Genomic DNA, 17,796 nt, shown 5'->3' with positions numbered 1-17,796 from the left:
CCGTCACGCGCCGCGCTACTTCGTCACCTCCGCCGTCAGATAGCTGGTCCCCTCCGGGGCCACGCACACGAACCAGTTCGCCGCCGGGTAACCGGCCACCGGCACGATGGCGGGATCCGGCACATTGTGGTGGTACTGCACGGGGCCGCTGCGGACGAGGGTCGTTCTGCCGTCCTTCCAGGTGCAGGTGACCTCCCGGGCGGTCCTGGCCACCTGCCCGACCACCAGCCGGTCCGCACCCGTCGCCCCCAGCGGTGCCGCGCCGGACTCCAGGTCCGTGCTGCTCATGCGATCCGGCTTCGTCCAGCTGCCGGACATCATCTGCTGCCGGCCCTCGGCCCAGCGCAGCACGAAGAACGAGGTCCTGCCGATCAGTTCGGAGGGGAGCTTCACAGTGGGATGGCGACCTTCCTCCACCATCAGGTCGAACTGCCGCGCGGCCTCGTCCGCGTTCCTCGGCGCTCCCCAGACCTCCACGGTCACGGACCACGGCTTGCCCTGGTACGTCCCCGTGGACAGCTCGGTCTCCTGCGGCTCGTACACATGCCGGGCCTCGGGCGAGCTGGGCGTCCCGGCCACGTCCGCCCGCCGGTCCCCGTGCTCTCCCGGCAGCCCGGCGAACGCCAGCGAGCCTCCCGCCGCCCCGCCCAGCACCGCCACCGCCACGGCCGCCACCGCCCACCGCCGGGCCCGGCGCCGCCTGCCGCCGCGCAGCACCGCCTGCAGGGGAGCCGTGCCGATCTCGACGCCGTCCGTGGCCTCCGCGAGAAGGAGGGCGATGTCCGACTCCGCCTGTGTCATGCCGTGGTTCTCCCGGTTCATGCCCATCAGGCACACCCTCCCTGTGTCACCATGCCCGCCAGTCCCGGTATGGCACGGAGTTTCGCGATCCCCTTGGCCGCGTTGCTCTTGACCGTGCCGACCGAGCAGCCCATGGCCTGGGCCGTCTGCGTCTCCGTCAGGTCCTCCCAGTAGCGCAGCACCACCGCCTCCCGCTGCCGCGAGGGCAGTTGGGCGAGCGCCGTGAGCAGGGCCGTACGGTCGTCGGCCTGCGCGATCCGGTCCCCCGTGTCGGGCACCTCGCGCACCAGGCCCGAGTCGTCCTTCGGCGCGAGGAACTCCTTGAGCTTCCTTCTGTGCCGGCGCGCGTGCGCGTTGATCATCACGCGCCGTACGTAGGCCTCCGGGTCATCGGCCGAGCCGACCTTCCGCCAGGCCACGAAGACCCGTTCGAGGGTCGACTGGACGAGGTCCTCGGCGGCGTGCTGCTCCCCCGTGAGGAGAAATGCCGTGCGCATGAGCCGCGGCCAGCGGCCGATCATGAAGCTCTGGAACTCCTCGTCCCGAGCGCTTTCCCGTCCCCCCATGGGCACCTCCTAGATGTAAAAGAGGAGTCCACGAGCCGCCCGGACCGTTGCCCCTGCCCGGACACCGGCGAAGCCGTCTCGGCCCCGGACACCGGTGAAGTCACCTCGGCCCCGGGCCACCGGCGAAGCCGCCTCAGCCCGCGGACGCCGCGGAGGCCGGCGGAACCCGTCCCGGCAGCCACACCAGCATCAGCACCGCCCCGGCCAGCAGCACTCCGGTGCTGCCCCGGAAGGCCAGCGCGTACCCCTCGGTCAGGGCCGCGGGCCCGCCGTCGGCGCCGGTCCGGGCCGCCGCGACCGTCGACATCACCGCGAGACCGAGCGAACCGCCCATCGTGCGGGAGGTGTTGATGAGTCCCGAGAGCAGTCCGGCCTCCGCAGGCGCCGCCCCGGAGGTGGCCAGCGCGGCGAGCGGGGTGGCGGCCAGGCCCGCGCCGAGCATCATCAGGATCCCGGGGAACATGATCGCCGTCAGGTAGGCGCCGTGCGGGCCCATGGCCGACTGCCAGCCGAACCCGGTCGCCGCGACCAGCGTGCCGGCCACCGCCACCGTCCGCGCGCCCGCCCGCCGCATCAGCCGGGGCGCCGTCTTGGAGCCGACGAGCACCGCGACCGAGCTGGGTATCAGGGCGAAGCCGGCCTCCAGCGGGGAGTAGCCGAGGACGTTCTGGGCGTAGAGCGTCATGAAGTACCACATGCAGAACATCGCGGAGCCGGAGACCAGCATGGCCGCGTTGGCCGACGCCACGTTCCGCCGCCTGAGCAGGCGCAGCGGCATCAGCGGGACCGCCGTGCGGGCCTCCACGGCCAGGAAGAGGCCGAGCAGGGCGAGCCCGGCGGCCAGCGGGACCAGGGTGGCCGCCGCCGTCCAGCCCTCGGCCTCGGTCTGTGAGACGCCGTAGGCCAGGGTCGCCAGGCCCGCCGTCACCAGCAGCGCGCCGGGCAGGTCGAGCCGCCGGCCGGCCCCGGCCCGGCTCTCCGCCAGCCACACCCCGGCCCCGGCGAGGACCAGCGCGCCCACCGGCACGTTGATCAGCAGTACCCACCGCCAGGACAGCACGTCCACCAGCACTCCGCCGACCAGCCCGCCGGCCGCGCCGCCGCCGGCACCTACCGCCGTCCAGGTGGCGATCGCCCGGGCCCGGGCCGGGCCCTCCGGCACCGCGGCCGTGAGCAGGGTCAGTGTCGAGGGCGCCAGTACCGCCGCGCCCAGCCCCTGGACGGCCCGGGCGAGCAGCAGCTGCCAGCCGTCCTGGGCGAGGCCGCCGCCTAGCGAGGCCAGCGTGAACAGGCCGAGCCCGACCAGGAACATGCGCTTGCGGCCGAAGAGGTCTCCGGCCCGCCCGCCGAGCAGCATGAACCCGGCGAAGGCGATGGCGTAGGCGTTCACCACCCACTGCAGGCCGGACGCGCTCAGCCCGAGGTCCGCGCGCATGGACGGCAGCGCCACGTTCACCACGGACACGTCGAGCACCACCAGGAACTGCCCCGCGCACGCCAGGGCCACCACCAGCCAGGTGGGGGGCGTGGTGCGGCGCGTCGTTCGTGAGGTGTCAGCGGCTTCGAGCATGGGTGTCATGCTCTCAAGCCGGTTACGGTCCTTGCATCGGCTTTTCGGCCCACCCGGTCCCCGGCCCCGGTCCTCGGTCGCAGGGCCTACGCCCCGCGCGGCAGCGTCACGCCTACGCCCCGCGCGGCAGCCTCACGCCGACGCCCCGCGCGGCAGCCTCACGCCGACGCCCCGCGCAGCAGCGTCACCACGGCCGCCCCGCCGAGGCCGATGTTGTGCGCGAGCCCGACCCGCGCGCCCGGCACCTGCCGCTTCCCCGCCGTGCCGCGCAGCTGCCACACCAGTTCGGCGGTCTGCGCGAGGCCGGTCGCGCCCAGCGGGTGCCCCTTGGAGATGAGCCCTCCGGAGGGGTTCACCACCCAGCGGCCGCCGTAGGTCGTCGCCCCGGACTCGACGAGCTTGCCCGACTCGCCCACCGGGCACATGCCGAGCGCCTCGTACGTCAGCAGCTCGTTGATCGAGAAGCAGTCGTGCAGTTCCACGACGTCGACGTCCTCGATGCCGAGTCCCGAGCGGTCGTACACCTGGCGGGCGGCCGCCCGTGACATCGGCTGCCCCACGACGTCGATGCACGAGCCCGAGGCGAAGGACTCCCCGGTGTCGGTCGTCATCGCCTGCGCGACGATCTCGACGAGGCCGGTGAGCCCGCGCCGTTCGGCGAACCGCCGCGAGACGACCACGGCCGCCGCCGCGCCGTCGGAGGTGGGCGAGCACTGGAGTCTGGTGAGCGGGCGGTGGACGGTGCGGGAGGCGAGCACGTCGGCCACCTCGTACACGTCCCGGAACTGGGCGTACGGATTGTGTGCGGAGTGCCGGTGGTTCTTGGCGGCCACGGCGGCGAGCTGCGCCTCGGTGGTGCCGTACCGCTCCATGTGCTCGCGGGCCGCGCCGCCGAAGATCTGTGCGGTGGGCGGGGTCGCCTCGAAGCCGTGCCGGGCGGCCATGACGCCGTAGTGCCGGGCGACCGGTGAGGTGGCGAAGTCGGTGCCGTCCGCCCCGCTTCCGAGCGAGCCCCGTTTCATCTTCTCGAAGCCGAGGGCCAGGACGCAGTCGGCCGCCCCGCCCTCGACCAGCTGCCGGGCCAGCATCAGGGCGGTCGCGCCGGTGGCGCAGTTGTTGTTGACGTTGTAGACGGGGACTCCGGTGAGACCCAGCTCATAGACGGCGCGCTGGCCGGCGGTGGAGGGCTGGAAGCAGTAGCCGATCGGAACCTGTTCCACCTCGCCGTAGGAGATCCCGGCGTCGGCGAGGGCGTTGCCGCCCGCCTCGCGGACCATGTCCCAGTACTGCCATCCACGGGTCTCCGGCTTCTCGAACCTGGTCATACCGACCCCGGCGACGTACGCCTTCACTGTGCTCACGGCGGCACTCATGGCGCTTGAGACTAGAACACGTTCCACAAATTGACCAGAGCCTGACGGTCGATCAGAAACCCATGGGACGGTCAAGGATTCGTTAGCAGCTCGAAGCAACGGAATAGTTGCCTGTGCATACGAGGTTTACCCAGCACTTATCCACGGGGGGTGCCGTCCCCCCGCGCACTTCCCGTCACTCTCTGGCCCGGAGGCCTCACTCAATGACGCACACGACGACCGACCAGCCCGCCCGGGGCGCGAGCGGGACCGTGGTCCCGGTCCTCGCCTTCGCGGGCATCGTGGTCGCGGTGATGCAGACCCTGCTCGTTCCGGTCATCAAGGACCTGCCGCAGCTGCTGGACACCGAGCCCAGCAACGCCACCTGGGTCCTGACCTCGACGCTGCTGTCCGGCGCCGTGGCCACTCCGATCATGGGCCGCCTCGGCGACCTGTACGGCAAGCGGCGGATGCTGATATTCAGCCTCTCCGTGATGGTGGTGGGCGCCCTGATCAGCGCCCTCACCAGCGAACTGCTCACGATGATCGTGGGCCGCACCCTCCAGGGCTTCGCCATGGGCGCGATCCCGCTGGGCATCGGCCTGATGCGCGACATGCTGCCCCGCGAGAAGCTCCCCTCGGCGATGGCCCTGATGAGCTCCTCGATCGGCGTCGGCGGCGGCCTCGCGCTGCCCGCCGCGGCCCTGGTCGCCCAGCACGCCGACTGGCACGCCCTGTTCTACGGCGCCGCCGGCCTCGGTGTGATCGCCATCCTCCTCACGCTCTTCGTCGTACCGGAGTCCTCGGCGCGCGCCGCGGGCACCTTCGACGTGCTGGGCGCGATCGGCCTCTCGGTCGGCCTGGTCCTCTTCCTCCTGCCGATCACCAAGGGCAGCGACTGGGGCTGGACCTCCGGCACCACCCTCGGCCTCTTCGCCGCCTCCGCCGCCGTCCTCCTCCTGTGGGGCGTGATGGAGCTGCGGCTCAAGGCCCCGCTGGTCGACCTGCGCACCACCGCCCGCCCGGCGGTGCTCTTCACCAACCTCGCCTCGATCATGGTCGGGGTCAGCTTCTACGTCGTCTCGCTGGTCCTGCCCCAGCTGCTGCAGCTGCCGAAGGCCACCGGCTACGGCCTCGGCCAGTCGATGGTCACGGCCGGCCTGCTGGTCGCCCCGCTCGGCCTGACGATGATGCTCACCGCCCCCGTCTACGCCCGGCTGTCCGCCAAGTACGGCCCCAAGACCACCCTCATCCTCGGCATGCTGATCATCGGCATCGGCTACGGCGCGGGCATCGGCCTGATGAGCGCGGCCTGGCAGAGCCTGGTCATCTCGGTGGTACTGGGCGCGGGCATCGGCCTCGCCTACTCCTCCCTCCCGGCCCTGATCGTCGGCGCGGTCCCCGCGTCGGAGACGGGCGCGGCGAACGGCCTGAACACCCTGATGCGGTCCATCGGCACCTCCGTGTCCAGCGCCGTCATCGGCATGGTGCTGGCCAACACGGCGAACAACGTGGGCGGCGTCGCCGTCCCGACCATGCACGGCTTCCGGGTCTCCTTCCTGATCGCGACCGGCGCGGTGGCGGTGGGCCTGGTCCTGGCCCTGATGCTGCCGAGGCGGAGCGCGCCGGCGGCGCAGGCCGCCCAGCACACGCAGCTGCGCGCGAGCAGCGAGGAGGACGCCGCACTGGTCGAGGCCGAGGCCGTACTGGCCGACGCCGAAACCGCGCTGCGGGGCTTCCGCGGGCGGGTGCTGGACGCCGCGGGCACCCCGGTGCCCCGCGCCAAGGTCACCCTGATCGACCGGCGGGGCCGGCAGGCGGGCGCCACCCTGTCCGCCGAGGACGGCACGTACGCCCTGGCGGTACCGGCCGAGGGCGCCTACGTGCTGGCGGCGAAGGCGGCGGGGCACGGACCGCTGGCTTCCGCGGCGTCGCACGCGGGCGACGACCGGGCCGTGGACCTCGACCTCTCGCTGCCCGGGGAGACCGTCAACGCGTGACGGGTAGTTCGTGACGGGCAGTTCGTGACGGGCAGTTCGTGACGGACCGCGCGTGACGGGTCCGTCGTACGTCCCCGCACCCCCTGTCCGGGCTCCGGCAGGGGGTGCGGCAGCATGGTGGCCGGAACGTCGTACGACCGAAGGGACCCCCATGGCCGTGGCCGCACCCCAGCCCGAGACCCTCGCCGCCTTCGAGAAGGCCAAGGGGTTCATGCCCGTGCACGAGGGGCTGGCGCTGTACGCGGCCGCGGTCGAGGCCGCGGCACTGGGGCTGCCGCTCCTGGAGGTCGGGACGTACTGCGGGCGCTCCACCCTGCTGCTGGCCGACGCGGCCCGCGCCGCCGGGGTCACCGCCGTCACCGTCGACCACCACCGGGGCAGCGAGGAGCAGCAGCCGGGCTGGGACTACCACGACCCGGAGACCGTCGACCCGGAACTCGGGCTGATGGACACGCTGCCGACGTTCCGGCGCACCCTGCACCGGGCCGGCCTGGAGGAGCACGTGGTCGCCCTGGTGGGCCGGTCCCCGCAGATCGCCGCCTTCTGGAAGTCGCCCCTCGGCCTCGTCTTCGTCGACGGCGGCCACACCGACGAGCACGCCACCGCCGACTACGAGGGCTGGGCCCCCCATGTGGCCCAAGGCGGCCTCCTGGTGATCCACGACGTCTTCCCGGACCCGAAGGACGAGTTCACCGGCCAGGCCCCGTACCGCGTCTACCTCCGCGCCCTGGGCTCGGGCGCGTTCACGGAGATCGCGGCCCACGACTCGCTGCGCGTCCTGCGGCGAACGGGGGCGGGGATCTGAGGGCCCGGTTAGAGTCGCTGACGTGTCGTACTCAGGCCCTGAATTCGATCCCCCCCAGCAGCGCCGCCCCTGGCGGGCGCCCATGACCGTCGCCCTCGCCGCGCTGGTGCCCGGCGCGCTGCTCGGATGGGTGGTGTACCAGGGAGCGGGCAAGCCCGGCGGTGACGATGCCGGCCGGGCGGACGCGGCGACGCCGAGGTCGGCGCCCGTGTCGCCGGGCGACGACGCCAAGGTACCGAGCCCGAGCCCCAGCGCGACGCCCCCGCTGCGGGGCAAGGTCGTCGTCATCGACCCGGGGCACAACCCGGGGAACTTCCAGCACACGTCCGAGATCAACCAGCAGGTGGACATCGGGACGAACTGGAAGGAGTGCGACACGACGGGGACCTCCACCAACGCCGGGTACAGCGAGGCGAAGTTCACGCTCGACGTCGCGCACCGGCTGCGGACCCTGCTGGAGGAGCAGGGGGCCACCGTGAAGATGACCCACGACGGGGACGAGCCCGCCTGGGGGCCGTGCGTGACCGAGCGCGCGCGGATCGGGAACGACGCGCACGCGGACGCGGCGATCTCCATCCACGCCGACGGGGCACCCGAGGGCGACCGCGGCTTCCACGTCATCCTGCCCGCGGAGGTGAACGCCGGCGGCGCCGACACCCGCCCGATCCTCGGCCCCTCGCGCACCCTCGGTGAACACGTCGAGAGCGACTTCGCGAAGGTGACCGGGAGTTCACCGTCCAACTACGTCGGCGACGGCACCGGCCTCGACGTACGCAAGGACCTCGGCGGCCTCAACCTGTCGACGGTTCCCAAGGTGTTCATCGAGTGCGGCAACATGCGCGACAGCAAGGACGCGGCGCTGCTGACGGACGGCGCCTGGCGGCAGAAGGCGGCGCAGGGGATCTCTGAGGGAATCGTGAGTTTCCTGCGCGGGTAGGCATCGGCGGAGAGGTCCGGGCGGACACACCGATCGTACGAACGATAGTGTCCTTCCTGCGATTCCTACGATGAGGGGCACCCCCGCGACGCCTCCTCCGCCGACGAGACGACCTACGAAGGACCTGAAGTGAATATCCGCTCCCTCACTAGAGGCGACGGCGTGGTGATCGGAGCAGCGGTGTTGCTGTTCATCGCGTCGTTCCTCCACACGTTCGACAAGTCCGGCAGCGGTTCCCCTAACGCGTGGGACAACCTCGGCCTGGTGATGAGCATGTACGTCGGCGGCATCGCCGGCGCGGTCCTGATCGTCCTCGCCCGGGCGATGCCGCAGCCGTTCAGGTTCGTCGGGCTCGACCTGGGCCAGATCGGCGTCGGCCTCTCGGTGTTCGCCGTGTGGACCGCGTTCTGGTCGACCATCGACCCGCTGGGCGCGTTCGACGACTTCAGCAGCCTGGACATCGGCGCCGGTGCGGGCCTGATCCTCGGCCTGATCGCCACCCTGCTGCTGGCCGCCGCCGCGATCGCCACCCCGCTGGTGCCCGCCCTCCAGGCCGGGCTCGTCCCGGCCCCCAAGCCGCAGGCCCCGCAGCCCTACGGCGCCCAGCCTCCCGGCGGTTACGGCTACCCCGGTGCCGGCGCCCCGCAGGGCGGGCAGCCCTACGGCGCCCAGCCGCAGGCCGGGCAGCCGTTCGGGCAGCAGCCCCAGGCCGCCGCGCAGCAGCCGGCCGGCCCCGCCCCGGACTTCTCGCCGTTCTGGTTCGCCGTGCCGGTGGCCCGGCCGCTCTTCGCGGAGGACGGCTCGTCCGCCCCGATCGCCGAACTGGCGCCCGGCACCTGGTACCTGGCCGTCGAGCAGCGCGGCGGCGCCCTGGTGGCGCAGACCCAGGACGGCCGTCGTGGCGTACTCCAGGACACCTCCGGGATCCAGCGCGGCTGATCCGCCGGACACCGCACGCGGCCCCTCGCCCTTCCGGGCGGGGGGCCGTTGTCGTACAGTCGTCCACCGATGGTCTGACGGATCGTCAGGAGGCGTGCATGCGGCTCGGATTGGCTCTCGGATACTGGGGACGCGGGCCCTCCGCGGACCATGTGCCGCTGGCGCTGGAGGCGGAGCGGCTCGGGTACCACTCGGTGTGGACGGCGGAGTCCTGGGGCTCGGACGCATTCACCCCGCTCACCTGGATCGCCGCGCGGACGTCGACGATCAGGCTGGGGACGGCAGTTGCCCAGATGGCCGCCCGTTCGCCGACCACCACCGCGATGCACGCCCTGACCCTGGACCACCTGTCGGGGGGCCGGGTGATGCTGGGCCTCGGCCTGTCCGGGCCGCAGGTCGTGGAGGGCTGGTACGGCCGCCCGTTCCCGGCGTCGCCGCTGACCGCGACCCGGGAGTACGTGGACGTCGTACGGCAGGTGCTGCGGCGCGAGGGGCCGGTCGAGTCGGCGGGGCGGTTCCACTCCCATCCGTACCGGGGGGCGGACGCCACCGGGCTCGGCAGGCCGCTGAAGCCGATCACCCATCCGCTCCGGGCCGACCTGCCGGTCCTGCTCGGCGCCGAGGGGCCGAAGAACGTCGCCCAGACGGCCCGGATCGCCGACGGGTGGCTGCCGCTGTACTGGGCGCCGAGCCGGCCCGAGGTGTACGGGCCGGCGGTGGCCGGGCTGCCCGAGGGTTTCCTGGTCGCCCCGATGGCGCAGGTGAGGGTCTGCGACGACGTGGCCGCCGGGCTGCTGCCCGTGAAGGCCATGCTCGGCTTCTACATCGGCGGAATGGGGCACGCGGCCCGCAACTTCCACGCCGACCTCATGGCCCGCATGGGGTACGAGGAGGAGGCGCGGCGGATCCAGGAGCTGTTCCTGTCCGGGCGGCGCGAGGAGGCCGTGCTGGCCGTGCCGGACGCGTTCGCCGACGAGATCTCCCTGGTCGGCCCGCGCGAACGCATCGCGGAGCGGCTGGAGTCGTGGCGCGAGGGCCCGGTGACCGACCTGCTGGCACTGACCTCCGACCCGCACACCCTGCGGGTGCTCGCCGAACTCAACTCCTAGCGGGACAGGTCCTCTTCAGCGGAAGACGGCGAGCGGGTCCAGGGGCAGCTCGCGGGACCGGCGGTTCCAGCTGCGTACCTTGGCCAGGCAGCGGGCCTGGAACTCGACGCCGTCGGAGTACTCCTCGTCCCTGAACTCCTCCCGCACCTCGAGGACCGAGCAGGTCATCCGGACGTGCGCGGGCTCGTCCGGGGCGGCCCCGCAGCCGGCCCGCAGCACCAGGGTGCCGTCGCCCGGCCGGCCCGCGGTGAAGCGGCCGGTGATCCAGACGAACTCCGACATGACGTCGCTGAGCGCCACCCGCTCGCTGCGCCGCTCCCGCAGCCGTTCGCGGAGCGCCCGGTTGGGCACGAGCAGGTCGGCGTCCACGACCACGTCCTCCGTGCGCATGGTGTCCATGAGCAGCCGTATCACCGTGATCGGCGTGTTCTGCCTGACGTACGTCGTCACCCGTTCCCGGGTGATGTCCTGCGTCGCGACCCCGTCGCCGAAGCCCAGCCGGCCCTTGAGCCCGAACCCGGTGGTGACGTTGGCGCGGTCGGCGACCTCCTGTTCCAGGGCGGCCGCGAAGCCGCCGCTCTGGAAGAGGTCCATCACCCGCTGCTCGTGGAGGTAGAAGCACATGCCGTGGACGGTGCGTCCGCCCCCGCGCCGGGCCCGCCCGCGGACGAACTCCCGCACGCCGTAACCGGCGAGGACCAGCCAGGCCAGTACCGTCACCGCCCACAGGACGGCCCACGGCCACCCCCACGCGTCCCACCACTCGCTGTCAACGGCAGCCACGGATCTCCTTGAACGCCTCGGAAAGGGAGGAGAGTCCGGCGTCGACCGTACGGCCCCCGGTGGCGTCGGCGGCCCGTTCCAGGGCGCCGGCCGGTCTCGCTGCGCCGGGGGTCGGCCATCCCGAACCGCACGGTCCCGCGGGCGGCCGCGTCCGCGATGTCCGCCCAGGTCAGCCGCCCGCCAGGGACGCCCTCACGGAGCCGCTCGGCGACCGCGGGGGTGACACCGACCACGACGGGTGAGCGCATCACGGACGTCGACTCGGGCCGGGCGGCGCTCTTCCCGGACGCCTGCAGCCGGAGCAGGAAGGACCGGTCGGAGACCGGCCAGGCGAGGTCGTACGACGTTCTCCCGGCCTGCGTGCCCGGGTCGGCGGTGGCCTCGTAGGACATGTCCAGGCGGACCCCGGTGTCGGCCGCCAGTTCGTCCAGCAGCGGCTGCATGTCGGCGAGTTCGGGGCCGGCGAGGGCCAGTGGAAGGGTGAGCAGGACGCGGCGGGGGAAACGGCGCCGGGGTCTTCGGCCGAGGCCGAGCCGGGGCTCGTCGGCGGTGGCGGGTCTGGAGTCGGACACCTGCACTCCTGCCTCTCCGGGGGCAGGATCATCGGGGACCGTCTCGAACAGTCACCGCCGGAAGCGTCAACTCCGTGCGAACACGGGGCGAACGAGCCGAACACCCGGCGGACGGTACCCGGACACCGCGGCCGTGACGGCCACTCCGGCGCCGGATCCCCGAACCGCGTTGCTCAGTGGGTGAGTTGAGACGCCTTGGGCACCTGGTTGGTGACCGGTGCGCCGGCGCTCTTCCCGGCTTCCTTCACATTGTTGATGACGTCGTTGAACGAACTGGCCGCGTTCCCGTCGCCCTTGCGGAGCTTGGACGGCAGGCCCTTCAGCGCGTCGATACCGGACGAGAGCGGCGCGACGGCCTTGGCCAGCAGTGGGTCGCCCTGGGCGTTCTTCTTGGCGGCCTGGAGCCGGTTGTACGCGAAGGTACCGGCGAGAGCGGCCTTGATCAGGGCCAGCCTGCGGCCGTGGGCACCCTTCTTGAACTTACCCGCCTTCCAGGGCTTGACGATCCACTGGTAGGTGGCACCGGCCGCGAGGGACGCGTTCGCCACGAACCGCGTCTTGGCGAACTTCTGTTTCTCCGCGGACGTACTGGGACTGGGCGTTGCGGCCACGGGCACCGCTGCCAAGCCGGTGTCGGTGGACTTGCTCTGGGTGCTGCTGCATGCGGTCACGCCGGCGACCAGCGCGCAGCAGAGGGTGAGCGCGACGACCAGGCGCCGTATCGGTACGGACACGGGGTCCTCCCGTGATTCTCGATGTCCTCCCCGAGCGGTTGCTTCCATCGGCAGCCTCACCCAGATGGCGGAGCCTCGCCACTCGGGGAGCACGCCGTACAGGTTTCAAGAACCGTTCCGCGGCAACCCGGAGCGTATGTCCCCTGCCTATCGGAACGGCCACAACCAGGCCGGCACGGTCATCGCGGTCGTCGCCGACATCATGGCCCTCATACTGGGCCTCTGGATCCTGATGTACCTGCTGGACGCGAACCGGGCCAACAGCCTGGTCCAGTTCATCCACGACGCGGCAGCCTGGCTGGCGGGCTGGTCGCGTGACCTGTTCACCTTCGACGAGACCTGGGCCCGGGTGGTCGCCGGTTACGGCCTGGCGGCGGTGGTCTACCTGTTCATCGGCCACGCGATCGCCAACCGGATGCACCGCCACTAGCGGTATCCGGCGAGGGGCGGGCTGTGCCGCTCGTGCGGCGCGCCCCGCCCCCTCAGGCGCAGCAGTCCGTCTCCAGCCCGGAGGGCAGCCGCCCGCCCCCGAAGACCGCGCACGTGGCGTCGTGGCCGCCGAGCGCGGCGACCGCCAGCAGCAGCGAGCCCGCCGTCCAGGTGGTCAGCTCGCGCGGCCAGACCGCGTCGTCGTCGAAGACGTATCCGGTCCAGTACAGCCCGGACTCCGGGTCCCGCAGATGCTGGATCGACTGCAGGATCTCCAGCGCCCGGTCGGACTCCCCGACCGCCCACAGCGCCAGGGCTAGTTCGGCCGACTCGCCGCCCGTCACCCACGGATTGGGTACGACGCACCGCACCCCGAACCCGGGTACGACGAACCGGTCCCAGTCCTTCTCGATCCGCGCACCGGCCTCCGCACCCGTCAACGCCCCGCCCAGCACCGGGTAGTACCAGTCCATCGAGTAACGGTCCTTGTCGAGGAACCGCTCCGGGTGGCGCCGTATCGCGTGCCGCAGCGCGCCCACCGCCAACTCCCAGTCCGGCTGCGGCTCCTCGCGCTGCTCGGCGATGGCGAGCGCGCAGCGCAGCGCGTGGTGGATCGACGAACTCCCGGTCAGCAGCGCGTCGTCGGTGGGTGTCCCGTCGTCCTCGCGCCGCCAGCCGATCTGACCGCCGGGCTGCTGCAGCCGCAGCACCCACTCGACGGACGCGTACACGGCGGGCCACATCCGGTCCAGGAAGGTGTCGTCGCCGGTGGAGAGGTAGTGGTGCCAGACGCCGACGGCGAGGTAGGCGACGAAGTTGGACTCTCGGGCCCGGTCGGTGACGTCGTCGTGCGCGCCGTCGGCGTAGGCCGCGTACCAGGAGCCGTCCTCGTTCTGGTGCCGGGCCAGCCATTCGTAGGCCCGTTCGGCGGCCGCGTGCTCCCCGGCCGCGTCCAGCGCCATCGCGGCCTCGGTGTGGTCCCAGGGGTCGAGGTGATGCCCGCGGAACCACGGGATCGCGCCGTCCTCACGCTGCACGGCGAGGATGCCGCGGACGGTCGCGGCGGCCTGCTCGGCGGTGAGGACCCCGGGCAGGACGAGGTGTTCTGTCCGGGGGGTGGTCACTTGGCGGCCACCCCGGCGTTCGCGGTCTCGCCGGCCGCGGTGGTCTCGCCGGCGTTCGCGGTCCCGCCGGTGGTCGCGGGCAGGTGCGGCTTGGTGGCGTAGACGACGAAGCTCTTGCCCATGACCGGGTTCAGCGCCTGCTCGGCGAGGCGCGTGGCCAGCGGCTTCTTCATGATGTCCCAGACGAGCAGCTTGTGGTACGCCCGTACCGGCAGCGCCTTGTCGTTGTCGACGCCGAACGCGCACTTCAGCCACCAGTACGGCGAGTGCAGCGCGTGCGCGTGGTGGCTGCCGTACGGCCGCAGACCGGCTTCCCTGATCTTCCCGACCAGCTCGTCGGCCCTGTAGATGCGGATGTGCCCGCCCTCGACCTCGTGGTAGGCGTCCGAGAGCGTCCAGCAGACCTTCTCGGGACCGTAGCGCGGCACGGTGACGGCTATCCGCCCGCCGGGCCTGAGCACCCGCACCATCTCGGCGAGCACGCCCTTGTCGTCGGGGATGTGCTCCATGACCTCGGAGATGATGACCACGTCGAAGGACTCGTCGGGGAAGGGCAGCGCGAGTGCGTCGCCCTCCATCGCGGTGGCGGTCGCGCCGGCCGGCGCCTCGCCGGCCTCCTTCATCGCCGCGAACCACTTGGCGACCTCGCGGATCTCCTCGGCGTTCTGGTCCAGCGCCACGACCTGGGCGCCGCGCCGGTAGCACTCGAAGGCGTGGCGGCCCGCCCCGCATCCGAGGTCCAGGACGCGGTCGCCCGGGGCGAGCGGGAACCGGGAGAAGTCGACGGTCAGCACGTGGCCCTGCCTTCGGAATTGACAACCTCTGAGGAGACAAAGTCTGGGGAACCGGCCTCCGGGCCCTGCGACGCGACGGGACGCTCGGCGACCGCGGTGCCGGGGCGAACGGCCGTCGCGGACGTGCCGGTCTGCACGGCCGTGGCGGCCTGCACGGCCGTGGCGGCCGTGGCGGCCGTCCGCCGGGGACCGGTCCGGGGCTTCGCGGTGGCGATCGCCTCGCGGTAGCGGGCCACCGTGCCCTCCGCGGCGCGGGCCCAGGTGAAGTGCCTCAGCACCCGCTCACGGCCGGCCCGGCCGAGCCGCGCACGCAGCTCCGGGTCGCCGAGGAGCCGGTTGAGCCCGGCGGCCAGCGCACCGGCGTCCCCCGGCGGTACGGCCAGGCAGGTCTCCCCGTCCCGTCCGGCGACCTCCGGGATGGCGCCGCCCGTCGTCGCGAGCAGCGGCGTGCCGGTCGCCATCGCCTCGGCGGCGGGCAGCGAGAAGCCCTCGTAGAGCGACGGTACGCACGCGACCTCGGCCGAACGGACCAGGTCGACGAGTTCGGCGTCGGAGATGCCCTTCACGAACTCGACGGCGCCGCCGAGGCCGTACCGCTCCAGGGCCTGCGCGACGGGCCCTTCGGTGGGGCGCTTGCCGACGACGACGAGGTGCGCGGCGGGGTGCTCGGTCCGTACCTTCGCGAGCGCCTCGACGAGGAAGACCAGCCCCTTGAGGGGTACGTCCGCGCTGGAGGTGGTGACGATGCGGCCGGGTACCTGGGGCACGGCCGGATTCGGCGCGAACAGGTCGGTGTCGGCGCCGATGTGGACGACGTGCACCCGGTCGTCGCGGACCCCGAGGTGGTCGACGATCTCCTGGCGGGAGGTACCCGACACGGTGAGCACCGAGGGCAGCCGGCGGGCGACCCGCTTCTGCATCCGGGTGAAGGCGTACCAGCGTCGCACCGAGTACCGCCGCCACCGCCCCTCGGCCGCGTCCAGCTCCAACTGCCGGTCGACGGTGATGGGGTGGTGGATGGTGGTGACGAGCGGCGCGCCGACGTCTCCCAACAGGCCGTAGCCGAGAGTCTGGTTGTCGTGGACGACGTCGAACTCCCCGGCGCGGGCGCGCAGATGACGCCGGGCGCGGAGGGAGAAGGTAAGCGGTTCGGGGAAGCCGCCGGTCCACATCGTGGCCACTTCGAGCGCGTCGACCCAGTCGCGGTACTCGTCCCGCCCGGGGGTCCGGAAGGGGTCCGGGGACCGGTAGAGATCGAGGCTGGGCAGCTCGGTGAGGGTGAGCGCGGGATAGCCCTCGTCCAGGACGGGGTACGGCTGTGATCCGATCACCTCGACCCGGTGACCGAGCCGGGCCAGTTCGCGGGAGAGGTGCCGGACGTAGACGCCCTGGCCGCCGCAGAACGGGTTCCCTTTGTAGGTGAGGAGCGCGATGCCGAGCGGTCGCTCGCCGTCGGCGGCGGGTTCCTCGTCGGTACCCGTCCGCCTGGCCTCAGCGGTCACTCTGGGCCCCCTTCTCCCTGCACTTTCCCGCGAGGTTACGCCGGGACGCTAATCTAGAACAAGTTTCAGACTTGATCGTTCAGGAGGCTCCGAATCTACCGGCAGGTAGGGGCGGAGTGAGCAGTGGATCAGGTGATTCGCGCCACGACGCGACCCCTGCCATGCTGTCTGATCACTCGGCCTGAGCACTGCCCTCACCGACTGTCACGGACGGGACCCATGCCTGCGGAAGCCAAGGTGGACATCGGCGCCGGATCGGCCACCGCGCCGCTCACCGAGCGGCAGGAGGCGCGGCGCCGCCGGATCCTGCGCGCGAGCGCCCAGCTGGCCAGCAGGGGCGGTTTCGACGCGGTGCAGATGCGCGAGGTGGCCGAGTCCTCCCAGGTGGCCCTGGGTACGCTCTACCGCTACTTCCCCTCCAAGGTCCACCTGCTGGTCGCGACCATGCAGGACCAGCTGGAGCACATGCACGGGACGCTGCGCAAGAAGCCGCCGGCCGGCGAGACGGCGTCCGCGCGGGTCGCCGAGACCCTGATGCGGGCCTTCCGCGCCCTGCAGCGGGAGCCGCACCTGGCCGACGCGATGGTCCGCGCCCTCACCTTCGCCGACCGCAGCGTCTCCCCCGAGGTCGACCAGGTGTCCCGGCAGACGACAGCGATCGTCCTGGACGCCATGGGTCTCACCGACCCCACCCCCGCCCAGCTGTCCGCCGTCCGCGTCATCGAGCACACCTGGCACTCGGCGCTGATCACCTGGCTCTCGGGCCGCGCCTCCATCGCCCAGGTGAAGATCGACATCGAGACGGTCTGCCGGCTGATCGACCTGACGGAGCCGGAGGCGGAAGCCGCCGGGAAGAAGCCGTAGGGAAGAAGCCGCGGGAACGACGCCGCGGGGAAGCCGCGGGAGGCACGAGAAGACCTACGAGACGGGTTCCCTTCGCCGGCATGGTCCGGATCAGGTGACTGGGGGTCGCCGTCAGGCCCTACTGCTGCCCTCCGACCTCTCAGCCCGACCGTCGACGTCGGCACCGGCGGATGCTTGGTGCATCTGCGTCACGCCAGAGTCGGCTACTCCGCTCGGACTCCCTCACTCGCCTCGTAGGCGGCTTTCAGGATAGAACGCGCGAAGGCGAATAGAACACCCCTTATCGGATATTTTTTGCACTTCGTCCCATATCGGGGCAGTGCGGAGCCCCTGGCGGCACGCCCGCCCCCCGCCGGAGAATCTCCCCCATGGCACTCATCCACCAGACCACCCTCGAGCCCACCAAGGTCGAACTCATCGCCGACTGGCTCCCCACCCGCCCGTGGTACCGCGGCCCCGCCGCACCGGAGCCGGTGAAGGCAGGCGGGTTCCGGCTCGACGACCCGGAGGGCGAGGTGGGGATCGAGTTCATGGTCGTCACCGAGGGCTCGGACGCGTACCTCGTACCGCTCACCTACCGCGGCGCCCCGCTCGACGGCGCCGGGCACGCGCTCCTCGGCACCATGGAGCACGGCGTGCTCGGCACCCGCTGGGCCTACGACGGCTGCCACGACCCCGTGCTGACGGCCGCGTTGGGAGCCCTGATCGAGGGGCGCGCCGAGGCGCAGGCGCAGAGCGTCACCGACACCCCCGACCGGGAGGTCGCCCGCGGCTACACCGGCGCGGGCCCGCTGCCCGGTCTCGGTGCCCCCGTCGACACGGCGAATTCCAGGGGTCGTTGCAACACGGTGGTCAACTGGCTGTGGCCAGGAGCCTAGCGAGACGCTCGGCTGGGGTTTCCCAGTCGAGCGTTTT

Annotated in this window: 17 protein-coding genes and 1 pseudogene; 8 read left to right on the top strand and 10 right to left on the bottom strand. The window is 72.2% G+C overall.

Annotated elements, in window-relative coordinates; all coding sequences use genetic code 11:
• Positions 1 to 15 precede the first annotated feature (15 nt).
• The 4 genes from ACFY3I_RS42980 to ACFY3I_RS42965 form a co-directional block, all read right to left on the bottom strand.
• Entirely contained in the window at positions 16 to 828 is an 813-nt protein-coding gene (locus tag ACFY3I_RS42980) for a hypothetical protein (protein ID WP_390866395.1), read from the bottom strand.
• A complete protein-coding gene (locus tag ACFY3I_RS42975; RefSeq protein WP_365295940.1) occupies positions 828 to 1,367 on the bottom strand; it encodes a SigE family RNA polymerase sigma factor in 540 nt (179 codons plus the stop codon). The genes ACFY3I_RS42980 and ACFY3I_RS42975 overlap by 1 nt, the downstream gene beginning before the upstream one ends.
• A gap of 133 nt (positions 1,368 to 1,500) precedes the next feature.
• Positions 1,501 to 2,937 (bottom strand): MFS transporter, encoded by a 1,437-nt coding sequence (locus ACFY3I_RS42970; protein ID WP_390866394.1) that lies wholly within the window; start codon positions 2,935 to 2,937, stop codon positions 1,501 to 1,503.
• A 158-nt stretch (positions 2,938 to 3,095) separates the two neighbouring features.
• Positions 3,096 to 4,289, bottom strand: a complete 1,194-nt coding sequence (locus tag ACFY3I_RS42965; protein WP_390866410.1) for a lipid-transfer protein — start codon at positions 4,287 to 4,289, stop codon at positions 3,096 to 3,098.
• Between the two features lie 224 nt (positions 4,290 to 4,513).
• On the opposite strand from ACFY3I_RS42965, the gene ACFY3I_RS42960 reads away from it, so the two are divergent.
• The 5 genes from ACFY3I_RS42960 to ACFY3I_RS42940 all read left to right on the top strand — a co-directional run bounded on the left by ACFY3I_RS42960 (position 4,514) and on the right by ACFY3I_RS42940 (position 10,079).
• The gene (locus ACFY3I_RS42960; RefSeq protein ID WP_365295944.1) at positions 4,514 to 6,289 is read left to right on the top strand and encodes an MFS transporter; all 1,776 of its coding nucleotides are present in this window, start codon (positions 4,514 to 4,516) and stop codon (positions 6,287 to 6,289) included.
• Positions 6,290 to 6,440: 151 nt separating this feature from the next.
• Positions 6,441 to 7,094, top strand: a complete 654-nt coding sequence (locus ACFY3I_RS42955) for a class I SAM-dependent methyltransferase (protein WP_365295946.1) — start codon at positions 6,441 to 6,443, stop codon at positions 7,092 to 7,094.
• A 22-nt stretch (positions 7,095 to 7,116) separates the two neighbouring features.
• Positions 7,117 to 8,031 (top strand): N-acetylmuramoyl-L-alanine amidase, encoded by a 915-nt coding sequence (locus tag ACFY3I_RS42950; RefSeq protein ID WP_365295948.1) that lies wholly within the window; start codon positions 7,117 to 7,119, stop codon positions 8,029 to 8,031.
• A gap of 129 nt (positions 8,032 to 8,160) precedes the next feature.
• Entirely contained in the window at positions 8,161 to 8,970 is an 810-nt protein-coding gene (locus tag ACFY3I_RS42945) for a hypothetical protein (RefSeq protein WP_390866393.1), read from the top strand.
• Positions 8,971 to 9,068: 98 nt separating this feature from the next.
• Positions 9,069 to 10,079: an LLM class F420-dependent oxidoreductase gene (locus ACFY3I_RS42940; protein WP_390866392.1), complete on the top strand. Its 1,011-nt coding sequence runs from the start codon at positions 9,069 to 9,071 to the stop codon at positions 10,077 to 10,079.
• Between the two features lie 15 nt (positions 10,080 to 10,094).
• Here ACFY3I_RS42940 and ACFY3I_RS42935 read toward each other — a convergent pair whose 3' ends face one another.
• The 3 genes from ACFY3I_RS42935 to ACFY3I_RS42925 form a co-directional block, all read right to left on the bottom strand.
• Complete coding sequence (locus ACFY3I_RS42935) at positions 10,095 to 10,862, bottom strand: hypothetical protein (RefSeq protein ID WP_390866391.1); 768 nt, start codon at positions 10,860 to 10,862, stop codon at positions 10,095 to 10,097.
• Positions 10,796 to 11,434 carry a hypothetical protein gene (locus tag ACFY3I_RS42930; protein ID WP_390866390.1) on the bottom strand — a complete coding sequence of 213 codons (639 nt, stop codon included), beginning with the start codon at positions 11,432 to 11,434 and terminating at the stop codon, positions 10,796 to 10,798. The genes ACFY3I_RS42935 and ACFY3I_RS42930 overlap by 67 nt, the downstream gene beginning before the upstream one ends.
• 173 nt (positions 11,435 to 11,607) lie before the next feature.
• Entirely contained in the window at positions 11,608 to 12,168 is a 561-nt protein-coding gene (locus ACFY3I_RS42925) for a hypothetical protein (protein ID WP_390866389.1), read from the bottom strand.
• Between the two features lie 136 nt (positions 12,169 to 12,304).
• On the opposite strand from ACFY3I_RS42925, the gene ACFY3I_RS42920 reads away from it, so the two are divergent.
• A complete protein-coding gene (locus tag ACFY3I_RS42920) occupies positions 12,305 to 12,598 on the top strand; it encodes a hypothetical protein (protein WP_365295960.1) in 294 nt (97 codons plus the stop codon).
• Positions 12,599 to 12,650: 52 nt separating this feature from the next.
• Here ACFY3I_RS42920 and ACFY3I_RS42915 read toward each other — a convergent pair whose 3' ends face one another.
• From ACFY3I_RS42915 to ACFY3I_RS42905, 3 genes are read right to left on the bottom strand one after another with little or no spacing between them, the layout of a single operon-like run.
• A complete protein-coding gene (locus ACFY3I_RS42915; protein WP_390866388.1) occupies positions 12,651 to 13,721 on the bottom strand; it encodes a prenyltransferase in 1,071 nt (356 codons plus the stop codon).
• Complete coding sequence (locus ACFY3I_RS42910) at positions 13,718 to 14,515, bottom strand: class I SAM-dependent methyltransferase (protein ID WP_390866387.1); 798 nt, start codon at positions 14,513 to 14,515, stop codon at positions 13,718 to 13,720. Before ACFY3I_RS42910 ends, ACFY3I_RS42915 begins: the two co-directional genes overlap by 4 nt.
• On the bottom strand, positions 14,509 to 16,017 hold the full coding sequence (locus ACFY3I_RS42905; RefSeq protein ID WP_390866386.1) for a glycosyltransferase family 4 protein: 1,509 nt from the start codon (positions 16,015 to 16,017) through the stop codon (positions 14,509 to 14,511). Before ACFY3I_RS42905 ends, ACFY3I_RS42910 begins: the two co-directional genes overlap by 7 nt.
• 219 nt (positions 16,018 to 16,236) lie before the next feature.
• On the opposite strand from ACFY3I_RS42905, the gene ACFY3I_RS42900 reads away from it, so the two are divergent.
• Together ACFY3I_RS42900 and ACFY3I_RS42895 are read left to right on the top strand one after the other, a co-directional pair.
• Entirely contained in the window at positions 16,237 to 16,881 is a 645-nt protein-coding gene (locus ACFY3I_RS42900) for a TetR family transcriptional regulator (RefSeq protein ID WP_365295968.1), read from the top strand.
• 368 nt (positions 16,882 to 17,249) lie between these two features.
• Positions 17,250 to 17,705, top strand: a pseudogene (locus tag ACFY3I_RS42895) (1,4-alpha-glucan branching protein); the annotation flags it as partial.
• Positions 17,706 to 17,796: the final 91 nt, after the last annotated feature.

The sequence above is a fragment of the Streptomyces sp. NPDC001068 genome (assembly GCF_042897315.1).
Lineage (GTDB): Bacteria > Actinomycetota > Actinomycetes > Streptomycetales > Streptomycetaceae > Streptomyces.
The sequence above is the reverse complement of the archived record's forward strand: the minus strand, read 5'-3'. Positions and strand labels throughout refer to the sequence as shown.